This is a genomic window from Sinomonas sp. G460-2, assembly GCF_047759905.1.
GTDB lineage: Bacteria > Actinomycetota > Actinomycetes > Actinomycetales > Micrococcaceae > Sinomonas.
On sequence record NZ_JBKZWT010000020.1, the window covers coordinates 1 to 20,907 of the forward strand.

The 20,907-nt window shown below is 66.8% G+C and carries 21 protein-coding genes; 6 read left to right on the top strand and 15 right to left on the bottom strand.

All coding sequences use genetic code 11. From position 1 onward, the window contains the following. From ACLN58_RS04120 to ACLN58_RS04150, 7 genes are all read right to left on the bottom strand, one after another. A partial coding sequence (locus ACLN58_RS04120; RefSeq protein ID WP_415854012.1) for an AMP-binding protein occupies positions 1–376 on the bottom strand: 376 nt, incomplete at its 3' end. A gap of 220 nt (positions 377–596) precedes the next feature. Next, positions 597–1,877, bottom strand: a complete 1,281-nt coding sequence (locus tag ACLN58_RS04125) for an MFS transporter (protein ID WP_415854013.1) — start codon at positions 1,875–1,877, stop codon at positions 597–599. Between the two features lie 62 nt (positions 1,878–1,939). Continuing rightward, positions 1,940–2,296, bottom strand: a complete 357-nt coding sequence (locus ACLN58_RS04130) for a hypothetical protein (RefSeq protein WP_415854014.1) — start codon at positions 2,294–2,296, stop codon at positions 1,940–1,942. After that, positions 2,293–3,921: a radical SAM protein gene (locus ACLN58_RS04135; protein ID WP_415854015.1), complete on the bottom strand. Its 1,629-nt coding sequence runs from the start codon at positions 3,919–3,921 to the stop codon at positions 2,293–2,295. The genes ACLN58_RS04130 and ACLN58_RS04135 overlap by 4 nt, the downstream gene beginning before the upstream one ends. 24 nt (positions 3,922–3,945) lie before the next feature. Then, a complete protein-coding gene (locus ACLN58_RS04140) occupies positions 3,946–4,257 on the bottom strand; it encodes a hypothetical protein (protein ID WP_415854016.1) in 312 nt (103 codons plus the stop codon). Between the two features lie 70 nt (positions 4,258–4,327). Further along, the gene (locus ACLN58_RS04145; protein ID WP_415854017.1) at positions 4,328–4,543 is read right to left on the bottom strand and encodes a hypothetical protein; all 216 of its coding nucleotides are present in this window, start codon (positions 4,541–4,543) and stop codon (positions 4,328–4,330) included. A 103-nt stretch (positions 4,544–4,646) separates the two neighbouring features. After that, positions 4,647–5,402, bottom strand: coding sequence for a prolipoprotein diacylglyceryl transferase (locus ACLN58_RS04150; protein ID WP_415854018.1), 756 nt, complete (start codon positions 5,400–5,402; stop codon positions 4,647–4,649). 193 nt (positions 5,403–5,595) lie between these two features. Between ACLN58_RS04150 and ACLN58_RS04155 the strand changes: the two genes are divergently transcribed. The 3 genes from ACLN58_RS04155 to ACLN58_RS04165 are packed head-to-tail and all read left to right on the top strand — an operon-like array spanning position 5,596 to position 8,039. Continuing rightward, on the top strand, positions 5,596–6,678 hold the full coding sequence (locus tag ACLN58_RS04155; protein ID WP_415854019.1) for a hypothetical protein: 1,083 nt from the start codon (positions 5,596–5,598) through the stop codon (positions 6,676–6,678). A 31-nt stretch (positions 6,679–6,709) separates the two neighbouring features. Then, positions 6,710–7,366: a hypothetical protein gene (locus ACLN58_RS04160; RefSeq protein WP_415854020.1), complete on the top strand. Its 657-nt coding sequence runs from the start codon at positions 6,710–6,712 to the stop codon at positions 7,364–7,366. A gap of 4 nt (positions 7,367–7,370) precedes the next feature. Continuing rightward, entirely contained in the window at positions 7,371–8,039 is a 669-nt protein-coding gene (locus tag ACLN58_RS04165; protein WP_415854021.1) for a hypothetical protein, read from the top strand. Positions 8,040–8,244: 205 nt separating this feature from the next. Here ACLN58_RS04165 and ACLN58_RS04170 read toward each other — a convergent pair whose 3' ends face one another. The 3 genes from ACLN58_RS04170 to ACLN58_RS04180 all read right to left on the bottom strand — a co-directional run bounded on the left by ACLN58_RS04170 (position 8,245) and on the right by ACLN58_RS04180 (position 10,353). Next, positions 8,245–8,910: a recombinase family protein gene (locus tag ACLN58_RS04170; protein WP_415854022.1), complete on the bottom strand. Its 666-nt coding sequence runs from the start codon at positions 8,908–8,910 to the stop codon at positions 8,245–8,247. A 209-nt stretch (positions 8,911–9,119) separates the two neighbouring features. Continuing rightward, the gene (locus tag ACLN58_RS04175; protein ID WP_415854023.1) at positions 9,120–9,563 is read right to left on the bottom strand and encodes a helix-turn-helix domain-containing protein; all 444 of its coding nucleotides are present in this window, start codon (positions 9,561–9,563) and stop codon (positions 9,120–9,122) included. After that, complete coding sequence (locus ACLN58_RS04180; RefSeq protein WP_415854024.1) at positions 9,544–10,353, bottom strand: hypothetical protein; 810 nt, start codon at positions 10,351–10,353, stop codon at positions 9,544–9,546. Before ACLN58_RS04180 ends, ACLN58_RS04175 begins: the two co-directional genes overlap by 20 nt. Positions 10,354–10,525: 172 nt before the next feature. On the opposite strand from ACLN58_RS04180, the gene ACLN58_RS04185 reads away from it, so the two are divergent. Beyond that, positions 10,526–11,116: a hypothetical protein gene (locus ACLN58_RS04185; protein ID WP_415854025.1), complete on the top strand. Its 591-nt coding sequence runs from the start codon at positions 10,526–10,528 to the stop codon at positions 11,114–11,116. Positions 11,117–11,146: 30 nt separating this feature from the next. Here ACLN58_RS04185 and ACLN58_RS04190 read toward each other — a convergent pair whose 3' ends face one another. Beyond that, positions 11,147–15,937 carry a DEAD/DEAH box helicase gene (locus tag ACLN58_RS04190; protein WP_415854026.1) on the bottom strand — a complete coding sequence of 1,597 codons (4,791 nt, stop codon included), beginning with the start codon at positions 15,935–15,937 and terminating at the stop codon, positions 11,147–11,149. A 70-nt stretch (positions 15,938–16,007) separates the two neighbouring features. Here ACLN58_RS04190 and ACLN58_RS04195 point away from each other — a divergent pair, with 70 nt between their 5' ends. Further along, positions 16,008–16,763, top strand: coding sequence for a tRNA(His) guanylyltransferase Thg1 family protein (locus tag ACLN58_RS04195; RefSeq protein WP_415854027.1), 756 nt, complete (start codon positions 16,008–16,010; stop codon positions 16,761–16,763). Positions 16,764–16,776: 13 nt separating this feature from the next. On the opposite strand, the gene ACLN58_RS04200 is transcribed toward ACLN58_RS04195, so the two are convergent. The 3 genes from ACLN58_RS04200 to ACLN58_RS04210 all read right to left on the bottom strand — a co-directional run bounded on the left by ACLN58_RS04200 (position 16,777) and on the right by ACLN58_RS04210 (position 17,461). Continuing rightward, the gene (locus ACLN58_RS04200; RefSeq protein WP_415854028.1) at positions 16,777–16,944 is read right to left on the bottom strand and encodes a DUF4236 domain-containing protein; all 168 of its coding nucleotides are present in this window, start codon (positions 16,942–16,944) and stop codon (positions 16,777–16,779) included. Then, positions 16,935–17,117, bottom strand: coding sequence for a hypothetical protein (locus ACLN58_RS04205; protein WP_415854029.1), 183 nt, complete (start codon positions 17,115–17,117; stop codon positions 16,935–16,937). The genes ACLN58_RS04200 and ACLN58_RS04205 overlap by 10 nt, the downstream gene beginning before the upstream one ends. Before the next feature lie 104 nt (positions 17,118–17,221). Further along, positions 17,222–17,461, bottom strand: a complete 240-nt coding sequence (locus ACLN58_RS04210; RefSeq protein WP_415854030.1) for a carbon storage regulator — start codon at positions 17,459–17,461, stop codon at positions 17,222–17,224. 131 nt (positions 17,462–17,592) lie between these two features. Here ACLN58_RS04210 and ACLN58_RS04215 point away from each other — a divergent pair, with 131 nt between their 5' ends. Further along, positions 17,593–17,892 (top strand): hypothetical protein, encoded by a 300-nt coding sequence (locus ACLN58_RS04215; RefSeq protein WP_415854031.1) that lies wholly within the window; start codon positions 17,593–17,595, stop codon positions 17,890–17,892. 166 nt (positions 17,893–18,058) lie between these two features. Here ACLN58_RS04215 and ACLN58_RS04220 read toward each other — a convergent pair whose 3' ends face one another. Beyond that, the gene (locus tag ACLN58_RS04220) at positions 18,059–20,833 is read right to left on the bottom strand and encodes a DUF4365 domain-containing protein (protein WP_415854037.1); all 2,775 of its coding nucleotides are present in this window, start codon (positions 20,831–20,833) and stop codon (positions 18,059–18,061) included. Positions 20,834–20,907 lie beyond the last annotated feature (74 nt).

Below are 20,907 nucleotides of genomic sequence, written 5' to 3' on the forward strand. Positions count from 1 at the left end.
CGAGGAACGGGGAGATGGTGAAGAGCCTGGTGGCGCCGGCGTCCGCGAGCTGGCTGCCTACTTCCTCGGCGGTGTAGAGGGCGTTGACGGTCGTGACGGCGGCACCGGCGCGGAGGATGCCGTGGAAGACGATCGCGAACGCCGGGGTGTTGGGGCAGAACAGGCCCGCGGTGGTGCCGGGCCCGGCTTCTCGGCTCGCGAGCCAGCCAGCGAGGGCGTCGATGCGCCCCACCAGCGCACGGTACGTCGTCTCGGCGCCCGTGGTGCCGTCCACGAGCGCGACCCGCTCCAGGTCCTCGGCGCCGAGGCCGCCGAACAGGTACTCATAGAGTGTGGCCTCGGGGATCTCGACATCAGGGAATGGGCTCGTGAACATGCCTGCTCCTTCCACGCACGACGGCGGGGAGTCGCCGTCGTGCGTCCATTGCAACCGGCGGCGCGGGGCCGGGACAAGGGCTTAACTTGCCGAACCGAGGGCGCGTTCGACGAGCGGGCGGCGTGGAGGGCTCCCGCGTCGAATCCGCGCGGGCCCGGACCGGAGTCCAGGCAGTCCGCGGCGGACGGTGCAGCGCGGACGAGGGCAGCAGCGTTGGGCGTCACGCGACTGAACGGATCCGAGTGACGAAGACCGCGCCGAGGAGGCCGACGACGGCGGCGGCGACGTACAGCGAGACGTACCCGCCCAAGAGCTTGACGAACGTGACCGCGATGAGCGGAGCCACAACTTGCGGGAGCGAGGCGGCGATGTTGATGACGCCGAGGTCCTTGCCGCGGTCGGCGGCCTTGGGGAGCACTTGGGTGATGAGCGCGAAGTCCACGGCGAGGAACGTCCCGAAGCCGATCCCGAGGATGCACGCGCCGACGATCGCGCCAGGCCACACGGGGAAGAACCCGAGCGTGAGCGACGCGACCGCGATGACGACCGAGGACGCGATCACGAGCGGCTTGCGCTTGCCCATGCGGTCGGAGAGCTTCCCGCCGATGATGCTGGTGACGATCACGAACACCGCGAACAACCCGGTGAGGATGAGCACGCCCGTCGCCGGGTCGATCCCCTGGGTCTCTTGGAGTCTCACCGCTTCCTTGAGGAAGTACAGCAGGTAGACGATGACCATGTGGTTACCCACGTAGACCAGCAGGCGCGTGATCCAGGCCCAGGCGAAGTCCGGGTAGCGGATCGGGTTGACCCAGAACCCTGCCAGGAAGCGGCCGAGCGAGAACGGTGGGACCGCGGCGCGCGGTAGCGGGTCGTCCGCCGCGGTCGTGAGGTAAAGGACGACCCCGAGGACGAGGGCCGCGGCGCAGATCAGGTAGCCGAGGGCGAAGTTGCCGGAGACGACGGCGCCGATCACCGCGCCGAGGAGGATCCCGACAGTCAGGCCCATCGCCGCGAGCCCGCCGACGCTGCCGCGCTGTTCGACGGGCGCACGGTCCGGGATCGCGGCCGTGATCGCCGCGTAGGCACCGTTGGCGCCGAGCTGGACGAGGCACCACAGCAGGGTGGCCGTGGCGACGTTCGGGGCGCCCGCAAGCGTAACGAGAGCGACCGTCGCCACGAGCGCGCCGATGAGCACCCATGGGCGACGGCGGCCGAACCGGCTCCAGGTGCGGTCGGAGAACGCGCCGAAGAGCGGATTGGCCACGAGGGCAACGGCGGCGCCCGCTCCCTGGACGAGGGCGACGATGGCCTCCTTGCTGCTGGCATCTAACGCCTCTGCCTGCTGGAGGATGAGCACCTGGATCGGACCGAAGAACGCGGCATTGATGCCGACGTTGACCAGCACGAGGCCCGTGATCCACAGCCCTCCCACGCGTCGGACGGGCTCGGCAAGCGCTGTCTGGGCGGTGTTGCCTTGGCGTGGGGCCCCTGCTGTCATCGGTGACTCCTTGGTTCGTGATGGGCCTCGGCTCTGCGGCCGGGGAGCCTTTGCTGAAGTGGTCAGTAGCCGGCGAGGCGCGCCGCGAGCGCATACGTTCCCCAGAGCCCCGCGAGGGTGAGGGCGCCGAGGTAGAGCAGCACGAGCCTGGTGTCGCGCAGGAAGCACTTCGAGGTGGTCAGGCCAGCCCGCCTGGCCTTCGCGTAGCCGATGAACCCGATCGTGGAGAAGGCCACGAGCGCGAGCGGGCCCGCCAGCCATCCCAGGAGGGCGATGGTGGCGAAGATACACAGGCGCAGCGGATCGAACGGCGGGTCCGGCGGCGGCGCGGGCTCGGGCTCGCCGCCGTTGGGGGCGCCGATGAGCTCGGACGGTGGGGGGCCTTCGGCGATCCGCCGGGCGTCGGAATCGGCGCTCATGAAGCGCCCCGGGCGCTGCTCGCTCCGGCGCGCAGTGTAGGCAGGGGCAGGCCGGTCGCGGTGCTGATCCGCTGTCTGGCCAGGGCGGGCCAGGCCTGGACGGCGCAGAAGGGCGCGCACTGGTGCCTGCCCGCCTCGCTCTTGGTCCCGACGTGGACGCAGCACTGCCGGAGGCGCTCCTCGATCATGGTCGAGATGTCCATGAACGGCTTGACCGTGATGCGGGTGACGCGCTCGGCCAGGAGCCGGCGGAGGCGCTGCCGCTGGCCGGGGAGCGCGCCCGCCGCGAGGGTGGCGAGGGTGCCGATGCCGAGGTCGCACTGGGTGCAGATGTTCTTCCACAGGTCCGCTGTGCTCGGGTGCGAGAGCGAGGACTGCTCGCTGAGCAGGTCCAGCAGCGACGATTTCATGATCGAGCGCAGGCTGAGCGGGATGGCGCTGTCGGCGATCCGGTTGGAGATGCTGTCCGGGTCGAGCTCCAGCCAGGCCAGGAGCCGGTCGTGCCCGATCAGGGCGGTCAGGGACCGCCAGACGCCCGAGTCGTCCTTGAGCATGTAGCCCACCGAGGCGCAGTGCGGGTGCGAGCAGGGCAGCGCCGTGAGGTCGTGCCAGGAGACCACCCCGCCGGTCTGCTCCTCGAGCCGGGCAAGCACGCCGGTGTGGGTCAGCCGGTCCAGGGGATCGATGCCGTGCCCGCGCCCCGAGCCGAACACGGGCTGCAGCGCGACTCCGCCCATGAACGGGGTCTCCAGGGCGCGGAGGACGACGGCGCCGATCTCGCCGTCGTTGACGCCCAGTGCCGCGGTCATGGTCAGGGTCGTGAAGACCCCGGCCTCGGACAGGCGGGAGATCGCGGCGTCCTTGAACCGGGTCAGGTCGCCCCCGCGGTGGTGGATCGAGGTCTCCTTGGACGGGCCGTCGTATTGGAGGTAGACCTCGACCCGTTCGCGGTGCCTCTCCAGCAGGGCCACCAGCTCGTCGTCGGTGGCGATGAGCATGCCGTTGCTGTTGACCATGATCCGCACGATGGGCCGGGCGACGAGCTCGTCCAGGAGCTCGGCCAGATGGGGGTAGAGCGTCGGCTCGCCGCCGGAGAGCATGAGGACGTCGAGGCGCCCGTTCTCGCGGGCAAGCCGGGCATCGACGTTCGCGAGCACCTCGGCCAGCGGCGCCACGCCGTGCAGCTGCGGGCCGGAGGCCGTGAAGCAGGTCGGGCAGCGCAGATTGCAGTGCTCGATGACATCCTGCAGGAGGATGCACGTGTGCTGGGTCTGCATCGCGGGAAGCCCGTAGGCGTACGCCTCCGGGACCGGGCGGTAGTTCTCCTCCTCGTCGGGGACGTGCGCCTTCGTCGGTGCCTGCCACTTCTCGAGATAGCGCAGGATCTCGGGCGATTCGTCGTACAGGGTGCGGACGAGGCCGTGGTCCGGGCAGCCGCGCTCGAGCCACACCCGTCCGTCCCGCACCAGGAGGGCCCCGGAGAGGCGCCGCACCTGCGCCAGCAGCGGGTCCGTCTCGTGGCAGCGGGGGCAGAACGCCGTGACGTACCGGTGTATCCGGTCACCCCGGAGAGGCTGGCCGGGGCCGAGCGGCGCCCGGCGCGTGGTGGCGGACAAAGGGCTCATGGTTTTGACCTCCCGGATAGCATGTCAGGCCCCGTACCGGCCCAGGGTGCCGGTGCAGACCCCGGCGAGGATGACGACCCACAGGCCCAGGGCGAAGAGCAGCCCGGCCCCGAACCGGGTGGCGCGCTTCGCGGCAATAGCGACACCGGCCAGGACCAGGTATGCAAGGACCGCGACCAGGACCAACTGCCACGGCAGACTCGAGGAGACAGCGAAGATCAGCACCTGCACCAAGGCTCCGACCAGCAGACCGAGCAGGATCGAGCCTCCGACCCGACGCGCAAGGGACTTGCCCCGCGACGGGGGCGGTATCGGCTCTGGCGGATCGTCGCTCACACTGGCCCTCCTTCCCATCGGTCGACGGACGTGTCTGTGGCGTCGGTGAGCGAGGACTGGAGCTGCCGGGTCATAGCACCGATCTCCCGGACGCGAGCTGGGCGACGCAGACTCCAGCGCCGATCAGGATCCAGAGGCCGATTGCGAGGAGAAGCCCCCCGCCCAGCCGGGTCCAGCGTCTCACGCCTGTGACGACGCAGGCACCGACCACATACACAAGAGCCGCGATCCAGATGGCCGGCCCGATGAGGATTCCGCCGACCAGGAAGATCAGTCCGAGCAGCACCGCCCCGATTGCGAGGCCCAGAAGGATCGAGCCCCCGCCCTTGAAGGGTTCGCCCTCGGACCGGATCGGGGTGGTGTCGGGGGGAGCCCCGGGGGATGGTCGCTCATGCCGGTTCTCCTTCCACGCGGGCGGGCATCGCCCTGGTGAAGACCTTGCGCACACGGAAGGCAAGCAGGGGAAGCATGGCCAGCAGGAACCATTGCGGTCGGCTCATCCCGAGCCAGAGCTCTTCGTTGCCGCGCACGAATTCGACGCCGAAGCGGAAGAGCGCGTATGCGGCGACGTAGCAGACGAACAGGTCCCCCGGGCGCCTCACGCGGTCGCGGTAGCGGACCATGATCGCGAACGCGGCGGCGTGGAAGACGATCTCGTACGCAAAGGACGGGTGGAGCCCGACGCCGGCGGGGCCGCCGAGCAGCGCCGCCTGGGCCGGTGTCAGGACCATCCCCCAGCTTCCCCCGGTCGGGGTGCCGGGCAGTTCGGTGAGGAGGCAGCCGATCCTCCCGATGCCCATCGCGAGGGCGACCGCGGGCGCGAAAAGGTCGCCGGTGGACTCCCGGTAGCCCGTGAGCCGCTTTCCCAGGTGGACGCCGATCCATGCGCCCACGAGCCCCGCGAGGATGCTGCGGTCTCCGTCGACCCACCACTGCTCGATGGATTCCTGCCGGGTGAAGTCCCAGGTGAACCGGGAGCCGATGGCTCCGAACGCGAGGGCGAAACCGGCGAGGGTCCACAGCCGGGCGTCGGCGAGTCCGCGCCGCCGCTTCTCACGGGCGTAGAACACGAGGGCGGCCGCGATGCCCAGGCCCATGAAGACGCCGTGCACCAATGCATTCCCTGCGGACGGCAGCCCGATCATTGGAACAATGTAGATGCCCAGGGGCCCGCCGGAACAGGCAAGCAGCAGCGCGTTTTCCTCGTGGTGTCTCCTGTCGGCGTCTACTGGCGAGTAGTAACATTGAGGCCACTGGGGCAGCTTCACGAAGAAAGCCCGACAAGCTGCGGCTTGGCCGGCACGAACCCATCGGTCAGCGCATCCGAAGGATGAGGACATGCGCACCCGTCGCCCCCAGTTCCCGCGAAAGAACCTCCTGCCAGTCGCCGCGCTCGCCCTCGTTCTCGCCGGGTGCGCCCAGCCAACAGCCCATGGTGGCCCCACGCCGTCGTCGTCATCGTCAGGCTCCGGCAATCCGGCGTGCGATCTGATCACCCCGGGGATCGTCGCCGCCCGGATCGGCCCCGGCCTTTCACGGGTCGGCCAGCAGATGCCCGCAAAGCCGCCCGGAAGCCGGGACTACGAGTGCGCCTACTCCAGCAAGACGGGGAGCGGCCTGACAGGCTTCACCGTCGTCTTCGCTTCGCCGGCGTCCGCAGAAGACATCGCGCAGGTGAAGAAGACCCCGGACTGCGCCCAGGTAACTGGAATCGGCGACTTCGCGTGCCTGCAGTGGACCGGCTACTTCGGCGGAGGGGATCCGCACACGTCGGCGAACGCCGTCCTCATGGCGGTCCGCGGCGACGAGACACTCCAACTGCACTATGTGGCCCCCGGCCCCCTCCTCCCCGGGTCCGCTGCACCCGACGGCAACACCATGGCCCACGCCGTCGCTGCGGCAGCCGTCGACGCGGGCTGGGGCAACGGGAGCGCCCTCAGCGTCCCGCCCGCACCACCCGTAGGGGCCCCGCTCACGGGTGACAACCCCCTCTGCGCCCTCGTGAGCGCCGACGCCGTCAAGCACGCGTTCGGCGCGACGGTTCAAGGGCACAGCACCTCCGATTCCGTGGACTGCCGGTACACCTTCGGCGACCCCGGCGTGCCCGGACCGGACTCGCTGATCTTCACCGCGGAATTCCAGAAGGGCGGCGCAGCCTCCCTTCCCGACAGTGCCTTCACCCACGGCCAGAGGATCGACGGGGTCGGAGACAGGGCCGTACTCTTCACAAGCTCGGTGCCTGCCGGGCCGAAGTCCGGCCGACCGGCCGGAGACGTGCCGATCACCATCCTGTCCATCATGGTGGTCAGGGGACAGAACCTCGCCACCTTCACCGTGGAGGTCCTGATCTCCCCCACGGGGCCATCGCTGGAGCAGACCCGGGACGAGTTCATCAGCCTCGTCCGCGGGATCGACTTCTGAACCCCAGTCCACCGATCAGAGGACAACGCAGATGAGCCAACACAGCACTCTCCGCACGGGTGCCTCGCGGCGTGCGGTCACGGTCGGATTGTTCGTCGGCGCCCTTATCGTGATGGGTGTAACGGCGGGGTTCGCCGGGAGCTTCCTGAAAATATACGGAAGTCTCACATCGGGGGCCTTGCAAGCTCTCTCGTTCGGATGGATCTCCCTGGTCATCGCGCTTCCTCTGGTCTGGGGCGGCGTCTGGGCCGCGAACCGCGCGCGCTGGGCGCTGATTGCAGGGGCGGCGATCCTCGTCTGCGGAATAGCCGCCATTGCTATAGCCGGGGAGATCGGCGTCAATGCGAAGCGGGCAGACTCCCTCGTCCTGCCGCCGTGGGTGTTCAACACCCCTGAGTGCGCCGAAGTCCTCAGGAGCTTCACCCCGCCCGTGCCGTACGCGTCGGGCGCCGGGGAACAGATCACCGGCGCTGTAGCGAACTGCCAGATCGGCCTCGATCCCACCGGAACAGGCCTCCAAGCTGTGCTCGCCTCATACCGGCGCCAGATGCAGGACAAGGGCTGGCAGGTAGTGAACGAGTCGGGCTCGACGATCACTGGCACGCACGACGGCGTGACGCTTCTCGTGGACGGAAGCGGAACTCTGATCTGGTTGCGGTTGACGGCACCAGCAGCCGGCAAGGGATAAGAACATGCGCGCTTGCTGCTCCCGGAATCTTCGACAGTTCGTTGCAACCGTCGCCCCGGCGGTTCTCATTCTGACGGCCTGCGCCCAGCCGCCCGCCCAGAGCGGAGGGAGCCCGGCGCCGAGTCCTGTCTCCTCCGAAACACCGCCCGCTGCCAGCCCGACCGGCACCCGGCCCCCTGCCACCGTAGCTCCGGTCCTGCCTTCGGGCCCTGATTTCAATCGAGGGGCTTCGGACCCGAACTGCGGCTACTTCAGCATCGAAGCCGTTCAGGAGGCCTTTGGTGCGACCGTTCCGGGGTACACCTTCAGCGCAACGGACTGCAAGTACATCTTTGGCGGGTACGGCACGGCCTATCCCCTCCAGTTGTCGTTCTTTGTGGAGGTCCGAAAGAACGGCTCGCCGGAGTGGGTCGATGGGTTCAAGTCCCACAACCTTCACGGCCAAGCGGTCAGCGGCATCGGCGATCAGGCAGCGCTCTCCGTCATGCCGCTCCAACCTTCCGGTGACCCGGAGCCGTCGGCAACCTCGGCGGGGTACGCCATCTACATCAACTCCGTGAAGGGCCAGGACACTGCCTTCTTTGGAGTATCCTTCCTCCAGTCGCCATCGGGGCCCTCACTTGACCAGTACCAAGGGAAGCTGATCAAGCTGTTGAGCGGTATCGACTTCTGAGCAGAGCGGAGCGGACGCACACCGAACGGCATGCGAAGACCTTCAACGTTGCTAGAGCTGAGGACGTAGCCGTGGACGATCTTGCCTTCCGGGACGGCGACCCGGGGACTCGTTGGCTCCAGCAGCATTACCTGCCCGGGCGAAGGCCCAGGCTTGTTCCGCCAATGCGAGCAGTGCTGTCCTTCGAAGGCTCGCGGCCCCCCGCTTATGGTCGGGGCGGTGACACCTTGGAGTGGCCGTAGCTGGAGCGGCCGCGCGGAGCCTGGGCGATGGCCGCCCCTTCCGGCGGGGTGTCGGCGCCGAACTGCTTCAGGTAGCGGTACAGGGTGGCCCGGGACCAGCCGACCGCCTCGGCGGCTGCGACGGCGGTCATCCCGTCCTCGGTGATCAGCTTCCGGGCGACCCGTACCTTGGTCTCGACCGTCTCCTGCTTGGGCGGCTGCTTGCCGAACTTCACCCCGCGTTCCTTGGCGGCCATCACCCCGGCCCGGACGCGCTCGTTGATGAGCTCGCGCTCGTACTCGGCCAGGGATGCGAAGAGTGCCAGCTGGAGTCGGCCGTGCGGGGTGGAGGGGTCGACGCCGTCCATGATCGAGTACAGGCTGATCTTCTTCGCGAGGATCTGGTTGACGGTGTTGACGACGTCGACCAGGGACCTGCCGAGCCGGTCGATCCGCCATACGTAGATGATGTCGCCTTCGCGGGCGTACTTGAGCAGCTCAGCCATGGCCGGCCGTTCCCTGGCTTCCTTGGCCCCGGACATCTGGTCGACGAAGATCTTGTCCTCCGCAACCCCAGCCTGGATGAGCGCCTGGATCTGCATCGAGGCCTTCTGGTCCGAGGTCGAGATTCTGGCGTACCCGAGATTCATGTCTCCACTCCCCATCGTCGTGCTGTCTCGTCTCGTGAGTCCTTAAAGCGATTCGAGACATCACGGTGAGACAGGCTCTGCGAGACACAGTAGGGGCCGGTGCCGACAGTTTTGCCCGGAATTCCGGGCTTCTCCCAGAAGTAGAGTTCGTGAGACGGCGAGCGACGTCCGGAGAGCATGCTGTCAGCGTCCCGCTTGCCGACCGGCCCTCAGGACGTGGCGCGTGCTTCGGCGAGCCTGCGTGCCCGGACGAGGATCGTGGCGGCCGGGACGACCTTGCCGCTGAGGTAGGTGGACAGGCGGGACTGCGAGGTGCCGAGCCGGGATGCGAACTGGGCGCGGGTGAGCCCGCTCGCGTCGAGGGCCCGCTGCAGATCCCGGACAACCGCACGGCGCTCCTCGGCCTCCTGCCCCGCCATGGCGTCCCGCAGGACGTCCGAGAAGAGGTTGGCCATGGCGGGGTTCTCGACCGAGTCGATGACTTCGCGCAGCTCCGAGGCAACTTTGCCGCGCGGGTCCCGGCGCAGGGCCTGGGCGATGCGGCGCCAGTCGCGGAAGTCGCCCCGCTCGACTGCCGTGAGCAGCCCTTCGAACCCCCACGTTTCGACGGGGTCCAAGGGGTCGATGTCGAGGTTACGGAACGTCAGGGTCATCGTCGGGTCCTTCCACGATGGCCGCCGCGATGGCGCGGCAGACTGCGACGGTCGCCTCCCAGTCGTGCCACCGGGCGGCGAGCCCCTTGTAGGCGTTCAGCTGCCGGGTCGTGCGGGAGTCCTTCGGGGACGGGTTGGCCAGCTGTCGCACGACCTGGGTGGTGACCGCGGTGCCGTCGGCGTTCTGGTCGGCGTAGTAGTCGTCCATCCGGGCCAGGATCCGGGCGGCCTCGTCGATTCCCATCCCGTCGGCCAGTGCCGCCACGTCCAGGTAGTCCCTGGTCTGGTTGCGCCTGGTGATCAGGAAGGCCTTGATCCTGAGCGTCTCGGCGTTGGTCGGGACGCGCACGACGGCGCCCGAGGCGAGCTGCACATCGGCGACCTCGAGCGGCCGTCGGCGGATCAGCTGCCTCAGCCCGGTCTCGATCCCGCCCAGCTCCCCGAGGATGATCTTCCCCGGGGTGACCCGATTGGTCGCCCACCCGTAGTCGGATTCGACCGCGTCCAGGACCACCTCGAAGCTTTCCTGGAGTCCGGCGAGCACGTGGTCGTGGTCATAGGACGCGCGGTGCCCCGCATACAGAGCCGCCGCGCTCCCCCCGACGAGTATCGCGTCGGGCACCAGCTGCTGCAGCTTGGCGGCGGATTCGAGGACCTCGGCAAGGTCCGGATGGAGGTCTGCGCGAGCCCGGAGGGAGACATGGGGCTCCGCGTGCTGGGCAGCCGAGAACTGCCCGCGGTTGCCGGGATTGCCACCGCGGGGGTGCTGTGATGCGTCGAAGCCAGCCATACCGACTATTTTATCATTTCTGATAAACCACGGGCATGGGCAGTAGCGGCGCCATAGCGAACGTGTGCACCGAGATGATGGCAGTCCTACTCTGGAAGCTGACGCCCTCGCCCGATGGCGGCGAGATCGGCTCGGTGAAGCCCGACAGGCAAACTGGGGCGAAGGGGGAACCATGGAGGCTGGACGAGAGATGCCGCTTTCAGGCGACCTCGAATGGTTCTGGGACGGCTACCGGTGGGTCCCGGCGTTCAGCCCGGACCGGCGGTGGCGGTTCGACGGGCACGCCTGGCGGAGTACGAACACATGGCGGCGACCGTCCACGTGGGTCCTCGTCGGCTGCCCTGTGTGGGCTCTGGCGCTCCTGGTGTGGGGCCCGATCGCCGTGGTCACGCTCCGTGATCCGAACGGCGACGTCACGCGCGATGCCGGCGGGATCCTTGTTGCGATCCTCATCGGTCTTGCCATCGCGACGGCGGCCGTCGGGTTCCTGTTCGGCGCAACCACTCAACTCCGATGGGTCTGGTTCGCCGCCATCCTGGGCACCTGGGCACAGCTTGCCGGCTACGTCGTCTCGATGCTGATGCAGCCTCAGCCCGGGGGCGTCGAGGATGACGCGGCCGGAGCCGGGGTCGTCATCTTCTCCATGCCTGTGCTGCTCGCCGTGACCGGGCTCCTCTGGGCCGGGGCAGGCGCAGGATGGCTGGTTCGCGTGGCACGGCGGCGGATGCGTGCCCGTGCGGCGGTTCGCTCCGCTGAACGATGATTCTCCGCGTGGCTCCCCGCCCCGCGATGTTCAGTCCAGGGGTGGCAGGCCTTCGACGATCCCCACGGTCTCGACGCTCACCGTCACGATCTTCTCGAGCAGGTCGATGATGTACCGAGGCTGGTGGTGTTCTCTCGACCAGTCGTTCGGGTCGTTCACGATGCCGGAGGCCTTGTCGGTCTTCACCTGGTACCGCTCCAGGATCCAGTCCACCGCGGAGCGGGAGCCGAGCATGTACCGGTGCGCCTCGGACGGGATGCCCTCAACAGTGATGTGCCCGTTGTAGACGACCGTGCTCTTGTCCCAGGCGCCCGCCTTGCCGCCGTAGCGCATCTTCGTCACGGCGTACTTCGCATACGCATCGGCATCGAGCCCCAGGCCGGTCTCGCGCTCCGTGAGCGGGTAGCGCTCGACATCCTCGTACCCGATGTGCAGCTCAGAGAGCCTCCGGCCCCCGTCGGCGAACACCCGGAATCGGTCGACGCCGGGCACCTTGGGGATTCGCGGCAGCATCTTCCTCAGATCGGCCGCGAACCGCTCACGGTACTCCGGAGAGTGCAGGAGCCCGTAGACGTAGAAGAAGATGTCGTCCTTGGTGACCTCTGGACCGTATGTATCGCGGTAGTCCTTCAGAGCCCAGTCGGTGATGTTGTCGATCCGCTCCGGTGTTTCGAACGAGGACCCGAGCTCACCAAACAAGTCGTCGTCACCCTGTGCCCGGGTCGAATGGGTGTACCGCGGGAAGAACTGGCCGGAATCGAGAGTGTGTAGGTCAGGTATCTCGTCGACCATGAGTGCCTCGAACGTCGGGTAGTGGGTTGCGGACGATGTGATGTAGACACCTAGGTTCTGGGTCGCGAGATCGGGAAAAATGTCTGGCAGCTTGCCAACTGCATCGTTTAGCCGTGGGTCGAAATAGGCACGCTGCTTGTTGAACGGCCGATAGAGCCCCACCCTCATGCCAGACCGGTCAAACGAGTACCGGACACCTTTAGCAACCCGGGCCCTATCTGCTCGGTTCCAGCTGAACCTGGAGGGGTCCGTGTTGATGAATGAATCGACGTTCCCCATGCCGGGGTAACGATCCACCTCGGCGTTGTAGAAGTTCACCATCCGCTCGACGTTGCCTCGGAGCTCAGCCTGGGAGGTGTTGTAGACCCAGGCGTCGCGGTTGGTCTTGAGGCCGCCTGAGTTGAGGGCGAAGATGCTGGGCTCGCGGTCCTTCGATCCGATAGGAGTGAAGGATCCGAAAATGGAGTTTCGCGGGTTGATCCAGTCGCCGTCCCCGTTCGGGGTGATGTTCTGCCAGTTGAGGCTTGCGAGGGCGGCCTCGTCGACGATCGAGAGCTTGGTCTTGCGGTCGAGGTAGTCGCCGATGTCGCGATACCTCAGCTGGCAGCCAGCTACCGGGCCGGGTCGCTTGACGAGGATGAGGATTGCCACAGTGGTACGCGTTCCAGCTCCGAAGACATTGTCCTTCTCACGACGGCGAGCCTCGCCAGAGCCATTTGCGTTCCCGCGGAGGTTGTAGACGTAGATCTCATGGAACTCGGTGCAAAGGGTCTTGCGCAGGCCATCGGCGGTGTTCCCGTCGATATAGCCGCCGTTGGAGACGTAGGCGACGACGCCCCCGTCGTTGGACTTCAGAACTCGGTTGGAGGCCCATCTAATGGCACGGATGTAGCTGTCGTAGAGCGAGTTCTTCAGGGTGGCGGTGGACAGCGCTGCGTAGGTGTCGCGGATGGACGCGTCGAGGGTGGGGTACTTGAGGTTGGCGTTGTTGTCGTTGCCGCTGCTCTGCCCGACGCTGTAGGGCGGGTTGCCGAGGATGACCCGGATGTCGAGCTTGTTCTGGGCGATGACGCGCTCGTTGTTGGCGGTGAAGACATGCTCGTCGAGGACGTCGCCGTGTTCGGAGGACTGGAAGGTGTCGGTGAGGACGATCCCCTCGAACGGGACGTACTCCCCGCGGCCCTCGTCGTGGAGGCCGTGGAACGTGGCCTCGATGTTGATCGCGGCGATGTAGTAAGCAAGCAGGAGGATCTCGTTGGCGTGCAGCTCCCGCGTGTACTTCCGCAGCAGGTCCTCGGGCCGGATGCGGCCGGACTGGAGGAGGCGCGCGATGAAGGTGCCGGTGCCGGTGAACGGGTCGAGGATGTGCACGCCCTCGCCGGAGAGCGAGGTGCCGAAGTGCTCGACCAGGACATCGTCGACGGCGCGGATGATGAAGTCCACGACCTCGGTGGGTGTGTAGACGATACCCAGGGACTCGGCGGCGCGCGGGAAGGCGAGCTTGAAGAAGCGCTCGTAGAGCTCGGTGATGATCTTCTGCTTGCCCTCGGCATTCTCGATCCCCTCGGCACGGACCCGCACGGAGCGGTAGAAGTCATCCAAGGAGGATGTCTCGGAGCCGAGGTTGTAGCCCTCTAGCACCTCGAGCATGGAGTCCATGACCTTCGACACGGGGTTGTGGGCGGCGAAGGAATAGCCCTCGAAGAGCGCCTCGAACACAGGCTTGGTGATCAGGTGCTGAGAGAGCATGTCGATCGCGTCCGACTGGGTGATCGAGTCGTTGAGGTTCCCGCGCAGCCCGTCCAGAAACACGGCGAATTCCTCTCGGGCCCGCGGGTCGGGGCCTTCGAGGATGGTGCGGATGCGGGTCGTGTGCCGGTCCGCGATGTCCTTGACATCAGCGGCCCACTGCTCCCAGTAGCGCCGGTCCCCGACCTTGCGGACCATGCGGGCGAAGATGGCGTTGCGCCACTCGTCGGCGTTCGCGAGGTGGAACATGACCGGCTGCTCGGTGGCCGGCCGGCGGGAGTCGCCGCGGGATGAGCCGTCTGTGTCGTCTCCGGGGCCGCCGCCGATTCCGATGACGTCGATGGTCCTGTTGGCCTTGGGGTCGAGGTCGATCTTGTTGACCATGGCCTCGAACCGGTCGTCGTGGGCGCGTAGGGCCTGCAGGACGTCCCAGACGACCTTGTAGCGTTTGTTGTCGTCCAGGGCTGACTCTGGGTCCTCGGTGGAGGGCACGGCGATGGGCAGGATGATGTAGCCGTACTCCTTGCCCTCGGCCTTGCGCATCACGCGTCCGACGGACTGGACGACGTCGACCTGGGAGTTGCGCGGGTTCAGGAACAGGACTGCGTCTAGGGTGGGGACGTCGACGCCCTCGGAGAGGCAGCGGGCGTTGGAGAGGATCCTGACGGTGCTGCCTTCGCCTGCGCTCCCGTCGGTGTCGGCTTTGAGCCAGTCGAGCTTGGCCTGGCGCTCGAGGACGTTGAAGGTCCCGTCGACGTGGGCGGCCTCCATCCTCAGCGCGTCGTCCTCGTTGACGGCGAGCTGGGTCCCGATGAGCTCGATCTCCTCGGCGAGCTTCTTGGACTCCCTGATGTTCCTTGCGAACGCGACCGCGCGCCGCATCGGGGCGTGGTCGGTGATGTCCAGCTGCTGGCCGTTGACCCCGCGCTTGGCCAGGCCGTTCCAGCAGCCTACGATCCGTGCAGCGTCGTCGAGGCTGAGGTCGTGGGACTCGTCGGCGAGCAGGTCCTGGAAGGAGCGGGAGACCGCCTCCTCGTCGACGGCCAGCACGAGCACCTTGTAGTCGGACAGGTGCCCCATCTCGACGGCCTTGCCGAAGCCGAGGTGGTGGAACTCGGGCCCATACGCCTCGGGGTCGTCCATCGAGTAGACCCGGAAGTCGTTCTCGGCGGCCTTGGCCTTGGACTCCTGGATGTAGATCCGCGGTGTCGCCGTCATGTACAGCCGTTTGGCGGCCTTGAGGTAGCCGTTGTCGTGCACGCGGGTGAAGGCCGAGTCGTCGGTACCGGGCTCGGTGATGCCCGTTGTGCGGTGCGCCTCATCGCACAGGACCAGGTCGAACTCTGGCAGGCCGCCCTTCTGCGCCTGGGCGACGACATCGATCGACTGGTAGGTGGAGAACACCACGGTGACGTGGTCCTGGCCGGTTGAGATGCGGGCCCGGGCGAGCAGCTTCTGCGGGTCGGTCGAGGCCGGGAAGCCCAAGTCGTGGACGGAGAGGTCCTCGTCGCTCCGGCCGACCTTCGAGTCCGAGCACACCGCCAACGACCGCAGCGGCACCTGCGCCTGCGCCGTCCACTCGTTCAGGGTCTGCTGCAGCAGGGCGATCGAGGGCACCAGGAAGAGCGCGGTCCCGCCAATGGGCACCATCTCTTCGAGGATCTTCAGCGACGTGTAGGTCTTCCCGGTCCCGCAGGCCATGATCAGCTTTCCGCGGTCGGTGGACTCGAAGCCGCGCACGACGTTCGCGATGGCTTCGCGCTGATACTTCCGCGGCTCCTTGGCCGGGGACTTGCGCATCTCCTCGGGCTTGTCGACGTCGAACACCGACCAGTCAATGGTGGAGTCCGCGAGGTCCTGGAGGCGGATCCTCTGGATGTCCTTCGACTGCCCTTCTAAGGCTTGTTCGGCGTGCTTGGACCATTTGTCGGTGGTGGAGACGACGATGCCGTGGGAGAAATCGACCTTCCCGGCGGCGGTGAAGAAGGAGTCGATGTGCTTCTTCTCCAGCGATCTCTGGGGGTCGTAGAACTTGGCCTGGATGGCGGTGAGCTCGCCCGTGTATCGGTCCTGAGCGACCAAGTCGATCCCGGTGTCCACCTGGCCGTCGCGGCCCGGCCATTCGCTCCAGAGCCAGATGTCGGAGAACTGGTCCGCGTACTTCGGCTCGAGCTCGAGGTAACGCTTGACGAGCCGCTCGAACTTGGTGCCCTTGTCCCGCTCGCTGGAGGCAGAGTAGTACAGGCGGTCGAGAACGTCGGCGAAGGTGGTGGACCCCATGGGCTATATCCTGCCCCACGCGAGCTGCCGGTCGCGTCATGCTGCTGCAAGCGCCGCACACATGGGCTGCATGAGCACTTACGTCGACACCGAGCCCGCGTCGGTGGCGTTCAAGCGCCTCGAGCACAGCTACCGGACCCACCTGCCAGCGAACAGCTTCGCTGCGATCCGTGTGGACGGGAAGGGCTTCTCGGCGTACACGCGCCGGCTCGAGCGCCCGTTCGATGCGAAGTTCTCCGCCGACATGCAGGCCACTGCCCTTTACATGGCCGAGCAAATCCAGGGCGCGGTCGCCGTCTACACCCAGTCGGACGAGATCAGCGTGGTGCTCTCCGACCTGGCCTCCCCCGAGACCCAGCACTGGTTCGGCGGGCAGGTGCAGAAGGTCGTCTCCGTGACGGCGGCGCTGGCGACCGCCAAGTTCAACTCCCTGCGACCCGAGTCCGAGAAGCTGGCAGTGTTCGACGGCCGCACGCACCACCTGCCCGGCGAGGACGGTGTCGCCGACTACCTGCGGTGGCGGCAGGAGGACGCGATGAAGAACAGCGTGGGCATGCTCGCCTCCCACCATTTCTCACACCGCCAGCTCCAGGGCGTTTCCGTCCGGGACCGCAAGGCCATGCTGGGCGGGCGCGGGATCGAATGGGGAGAGCTCCCCCAGCACCTCCGCCAGGGCACCCTGGTCCGCCGCGAACTGCGCCAGCGGACCGTGAGCTACACGCACAAGGGCACGGGCGTGGAGCACGCGATCGACGTCGAGCGCCGCGAATGGACGGCCGCCCCGGCTCCCCAGTTCGGGGACTACGCCTCGCTCGAGCTGATCTGACCGTCTTCTGCTTCTACTTGCCTGATCGCCAGTAGAGGCCCTTGCCGAGCTTGGTGGTGGCACGTCCGCGGGAATTGACCGTGGTCCGGCCGACGCGTGCCGAGACGGATGCACCGGACCTGGACAGGTTGAGCCAGAGGCCCTTGCTGAGCCGGACGCGCTTGCGGAAGATCAGTCCCAATTCCTGTCCCTCCCCGAGAGCTGGGCGATGATGCCGGCCATCAGTGCCACGAAGATCAGCGCCGCTGTGGCGAAGCACGCCACGACGATCCCAAGCGGCATCATGAACCAGACCACGTACATGAGCAGGCCCCAGAGGGGCACGGCGACGCCGGCGGCGAGCAGCGGCCTCATCGGGCCCACTCCCAAGTGTGGTGTGGTTCGAGGTCAGTCTTGTCCATGGTGGTGCCCCCATTCTGTTGTGCCGAGAGAATTGTGCGTCCTCGATGCGGACTTCCTCACGTGCCGCGCCGGACAGTCTGGGCGAGTCCGCTGAGCACGTCGGCCGCGTTCGCGTTCGCGGCCGTGAGGTTGGCGTCGGAGACGGCGGCGAAGATCTCCTCGCGCTTGATGGAGACGTCTCTCGGTGCGTCGATGCCGATGCGGATGCCGGCCTCGCCTTTGTCCTCGAGGACGGTGATGACGATGCTGTCGCCGACCATGATCTTCTGGCCGGGCTTGCGGGTGAGCACGAGCATGGTTCCTCCCCGTCAACCGCAATCGTGCGCGTGACCGAGCCCGACGATGATGGACGAAGCTCGCGCGTGGCTGCCGGATTGCGAGCCGAGAAGCTCACGCTGCTGAATCAGGTTAAGCAGCTCAGGGCATCGTGGCAGAGATGCGCGACCGCATAAGTGATCTGGAAAGGCAGCGGCAGCGGTGGCTCGGGTCGCAACTGGAGCAACGAGAGGCGGTCGATCCAGAGACCCACCTTGAGCTCAGACTCGCCAACGACAGGCTCCAATCGGCGAACGTCGAGCTGAACCGGGAGGTCCAGGAGCTCCGACGGATGCTGGAGACGACGGCCGAAGAGCTTGCTGCGTCCAGGCAGGCTCACCGTGAGGACATCGCCGCTCTCCGCGGCTCGGAGGTGGTCCCCTTGCGCCCCCCGGTCCAAGAGTCCGGATAGGCGCGCCTTTTCGTTGACGATGTTGCATCGGCAGCCCGGGTGTTGCAGTCCTGGCGTGAATGGAGGGGCCATCGGATCAGCGAATGGCTCGGACGGCATGGTTGACGCCGAGGAACCTGCCCCTGTTGGTTGGAATCGCCGTCTCCGGCAGCGCCGTCCAGAGGGTTCAGGTCTGCGCGGAGGATGAATCCAGATGGAGGAGCCTACGCGCCTTCCTGCGCACGCTGGCACTGGGGTGACCTGTGAGGTCCGAGACGATTCCTATAAGCCGGCTGGGGATTTCGTCTGCCTCGAGGCCTGCAAGGAGGTGGAGTGCGTTGCCCTCGCCCTCGGTTGAGGCCCGGCTTGCCAAGGCCTCGAAGAAGGCATCTTCTCGTCCGTCGCTGCTTGCCGTCCGTCTTGCCAGGCCGAAGATCGCCTGATGCGCCACCTGGCGGTCGGAGTCGTGCGCGAGGGCGAGCAGGATCGGCCCTGATCCAGGACGCCTCGAGTAGTAGTCCGATGCATCGCACCGGGCGGACTGATCGCCTGAGAGGAGGGCCGCTTCGAGGGCCTCTCTACCGGCATGCTCGGGAGGGAGGAGCTCGAGCAGCAGTTCATGGAATGCACCTCCGATGCCCGACCAGAAGAAGACTGGCGGTTCGGGGCGCGCGTCCGTGATTGCACTCCAGAGGGCAGCTTGGAGCCGTTCGCGGTACTCGCTTGGGATTTTCGCGGAGTTCGCAGCGAGCACTTTGCATCCCAGCCTTTTGGGGGACGCATAGGCCTCGGAATCGCAGAGGAAGTCGATGAGCACGTCCCAAGCCCCGGATTGCGGGAAGTGGATGGCTAAGCCTGCACACAGCTTCCCCATGTCGTAGAGTGCATCGGAAATGCCATTGTGGGAGCGCTTGTAGCCGGCGAACGTGTTGGCGCACGTGTTCGTCAATGCCGCGGCCTCCCCGGGCGTGAGTGCAGTCAACGTCCCGATTGCTGGCAGGGCCCTGACATCGCCCCCGAGGAGCGCCTGCGTCAGGACCGCGCGTGCTGTCGGTGCGTGCGCCGCGAAGATGGTCCGGAGCCATAAGGGAAGGCTTTCATCCTTCGCTCTGGCAGCGAAGTCTGCCTCGTGCTCGGCCAGCACCCCCTGGTCGATTGCTCGCAGAAGCGGACCGAGGGCTGGATCCATCAACTGGGAGGCATCCGGGCCGAGGGAGAGGGCGAAGTTGATGACCTCTCGCCCATCCTCGGCTGCGAAATGATCCCGCAGTCCCCAGAGTGCTTCGAGCATCCGCTTGCGCGGCTCGACCTCGCCCATTTGCAGTGCCAGCGGGCCAGGCGCCTTGAGTCCGTCGAGCAAGAAGGAAATCAGCTTCCTCGCGTTCTCGGGCGGACAGTACCCGCCGGCCAGAGTCAGCGCGGCGAGATCGGCCCGCCATGTCGTGCGGGTTATCGCTTCGCGACTCACAGATGCCATGGCACCTGCGAGATCAGCCAGCGGGCCATCATCACGGACTCTGGCGATAGCGAGGCGGAGTTGGCTCTCGCCTCCAGCTTGCCGAAGTACGCCCAAGCTGTCCTTCACCGACAGGCCGGGGCGGTCTGAGCAGAGATCGACCATTGCCAAGAGCCCAATTGCTGAGCGCCAGCTGGCATGATCACCTGCCAGCCGGGCGGTGAGCGATGCCGAAAAGAGCTCGTTGTGTGCTGTATTGCCGTCGCCGAAACGGACCGAGCTGTCTCGGCCCCACGCTTCGAACGTGCGCTCCGCGGCGTCTCTGAGCCCGCTCGCCATGGCCTGGTTCCGCCACCAGCCGGTTGCGGTGTCCATGGCTGGGAGCACTGTGGAGAGATCGGTATCGAAGCGGTCGGTCAGTTCAAAGATCGACCAGATGAGCGCGGACCTCACTGCCGTTACCGTCACATCGGTTGCGACGCTTGCGATGACAGAGTTCGTTCTCTGCAGCAGTGAGAGCGCTGAGGCGGCATCGCCGGTCTCAGCGAGTATCCGAGCCCGGTGAATGTTGAGCCAGGCCTGGTCGACGGACATCTCCTCGTCGTCGCTCGCCGCTTCGAGGGCTTGCAGCGCAGCTTCGTACCGGAGGTCGTCGAATTCGGCCGACGAGAGACAGACTGCTCTGGCAACCCGCAGCGAACGCGGGCTTTCCTCGAGATCGAGGTCTCTGAGGCCGTTGTGGGTGCCCTTGGTCACCCACTCGTGGATTGCCGAAGCGAAGCGCCAGCCGGGGTGCTCGGAGGATTCTGCCTCGAGGACAGTCGGGACCTGCTCGAATCGGGCTGAGAACTCCTCCCATCGATGGGGTACTGCCTCGATGCACATCGCGACTGCCTCCGCCCAGACAATGGGGCTGGCCGGCCCCTTGTTCGGATGCGGCGCGATCAGCCGCGGGGCCATGAGGGCGTGCCGGGCCCAGGCGCTTTCAGGAAGCTCTTCGACCGAGAACGACCATCGGCTCCCCTCGAACTGGATGGATTCCCGTGCTTTGCCGGCGAGGGAGATCCACTCGTCAGCATGGGACGGGTCCAGACGCTGGTCGGCCGGCACGAAGACCTTGATTCCTTTTCCGGTATCGACAATCGTCTTGTCGGTGAGCGAGGCCCAAACCCGCGTGGTGACGCGGTCGGCACTCTGTAGGACAAGGATGTGCGGCACGTGGTGGTTGGACCAGTACTCGGCGTGGTCCTTGTCCGATTCGCTGTACCACCAGCCCGGCCGTCCCGCCACAGTGTCTGGCCGGTCGAACCAGCCGTCCCCGGTCTTGACCTGTACACCGAGGAGCAGTCTGAGATCGAATTGTTGTTCGTCGCGAAGCTGTACGTACAGATCGGTGCCTAGGTCCTGCTTCCCCGTGGAAACCGGCCCCCAGCCAAGTTCTTGGAAGAACACCGATACGGCGGCCTCGCCGAGTTCCCCGAGCTGGATCGTGTCGGGCTGACGCATGCTCACGGGCAGACCTCCTGATTTCAGATGTACTTCGAGTGGGCGACGAGACACATTTTCCTCCCACGCGAGTC

What these genes read in the sequence shown, in the direction of transcription:
- ACLN58_RS04155 (WP_415854019.1), top strand. Translation starts at nt 5,596, where the DNA reads ATGCGCACCCGTCGCCCCCAGTTCCCGCGAAAGAACCTCCTGCCAGTC.
- ACLN58_RS04195 (WP_415854027.1), top strand. Translation starts at nt 16,008, where the DNA reads ATGAGCACTTACGTCGACACCGAGCCCGCGTCGGTGGCGTTCAAGCGC.
- ACLN58_RS04160 (WP_415854020.1), top strand. Translation starts at nt 6,710, where the DNA reads ATGAGCCAACACAGCACTCTCCGCACGGGTGCCTCGCGGCGTGCGGTC.
- ACLN58_RS04185 (WP_415854025.1), top strand. Translation starts at nt 10,526, where the DNA reads ATGGAGGCTGGACGAGAGATGCCGCTTTCAGGCGACCTCGAATGGTTC.
- ACLN58_RS04190 (WP_415854026.1), bottom strand. Translation starts at nt 15,937, where the DNA reads ATGGGGTCCACCACCTTCGCCGACGTTCTCGACCGCCTGTACTACTCT.
- ACLN58_RS04210 (WP_415854030.1), bottom strand. Translation starts at nt 17,461, where the DNA reads ATGCTCGTGCTCACCCGCAAGCCCGGCCAGAAGATCATGGTCGGCGAC.
- ACLN58_RS04130 (WP_415854014.1), bottom strand. Translation starts at nt 2,296, where the DNA reads ATGAGCGCCGATTCCGACGCCCGGCGGATCGCCGAAGGCCCCCCACCG.
- ACLN58_RS04135 (WP_415854015.1), bottom strand. Translation starts at nt 3,921, where the DNA reads ATGAGCCCTTTGTCCGCCACCACGCGCCGGGCGCCGCTCGGCCCCGGC.
- ACLN58_RS04205 (WP_415854029.1), bottom strand. Translation starts at nt 17,117, where the DNA reads ATGAGGCCGCTGCTCGCCGCCGGCGTCGCCGTGCCCCTCTGGGGCCTG.
- ACLN58_RS04180 (WP_415854024.1), bottom strand. Translation starts at nt 10,353, where the DNA reads ATGGCTGGCTTCGACGCATCACAGCACCCCCGCGGTGGCAATCCCGGC.
- ACLN58_RS04150 (WP_415854018.1), bottom strand. Translation starts at nt 5,402, where the DNA reads ATGATCGGGCTGCCGTCCGCAGGGAATGCATTGGTGCACGGCGTCTTC.
- ACLN58_RS04220 (WP_415854037.1), bottom strand. Translation starts at nt 20,833, where the DNA reads ATGCGTCAGCCCGACACGATCCAGCTCGGGGAACTCGGCGAGGCCGCC.
- ACLN58_RS04170 (WP_415854022.1), bottom strand. Translation starts at nt 8,910, where the DNA reads ATGAATCTCGGGTACGCCAGAATCTCGACCTCGGACCAGAAGGCCTCG.
- ACLN58_RS04165 (WP_415854021.1), top strand. Translation starts at nt 7,371, where the DNA reads ATGCGCGCTTGCTGCTCCCGGAATCTTCGACAGTTCGTTGCAACCGTC.
- ACLN58_RS04125 (WP_415854013.1), bottom strand. Translation starts at nt 1,877, where the DNA reads ATGACAGCAGGGGCCCCACGCCAAGGCAACACCGCCCAGACAGCGCTT.
- ACLN58_RS04175 (WP_415854023.1), bottom strand. Translation starts at nt 9,563, where the DNA reads ATGACCCTGACGTTCCGTAACCTCGACATCGACCCCTTGGACCCCGTC.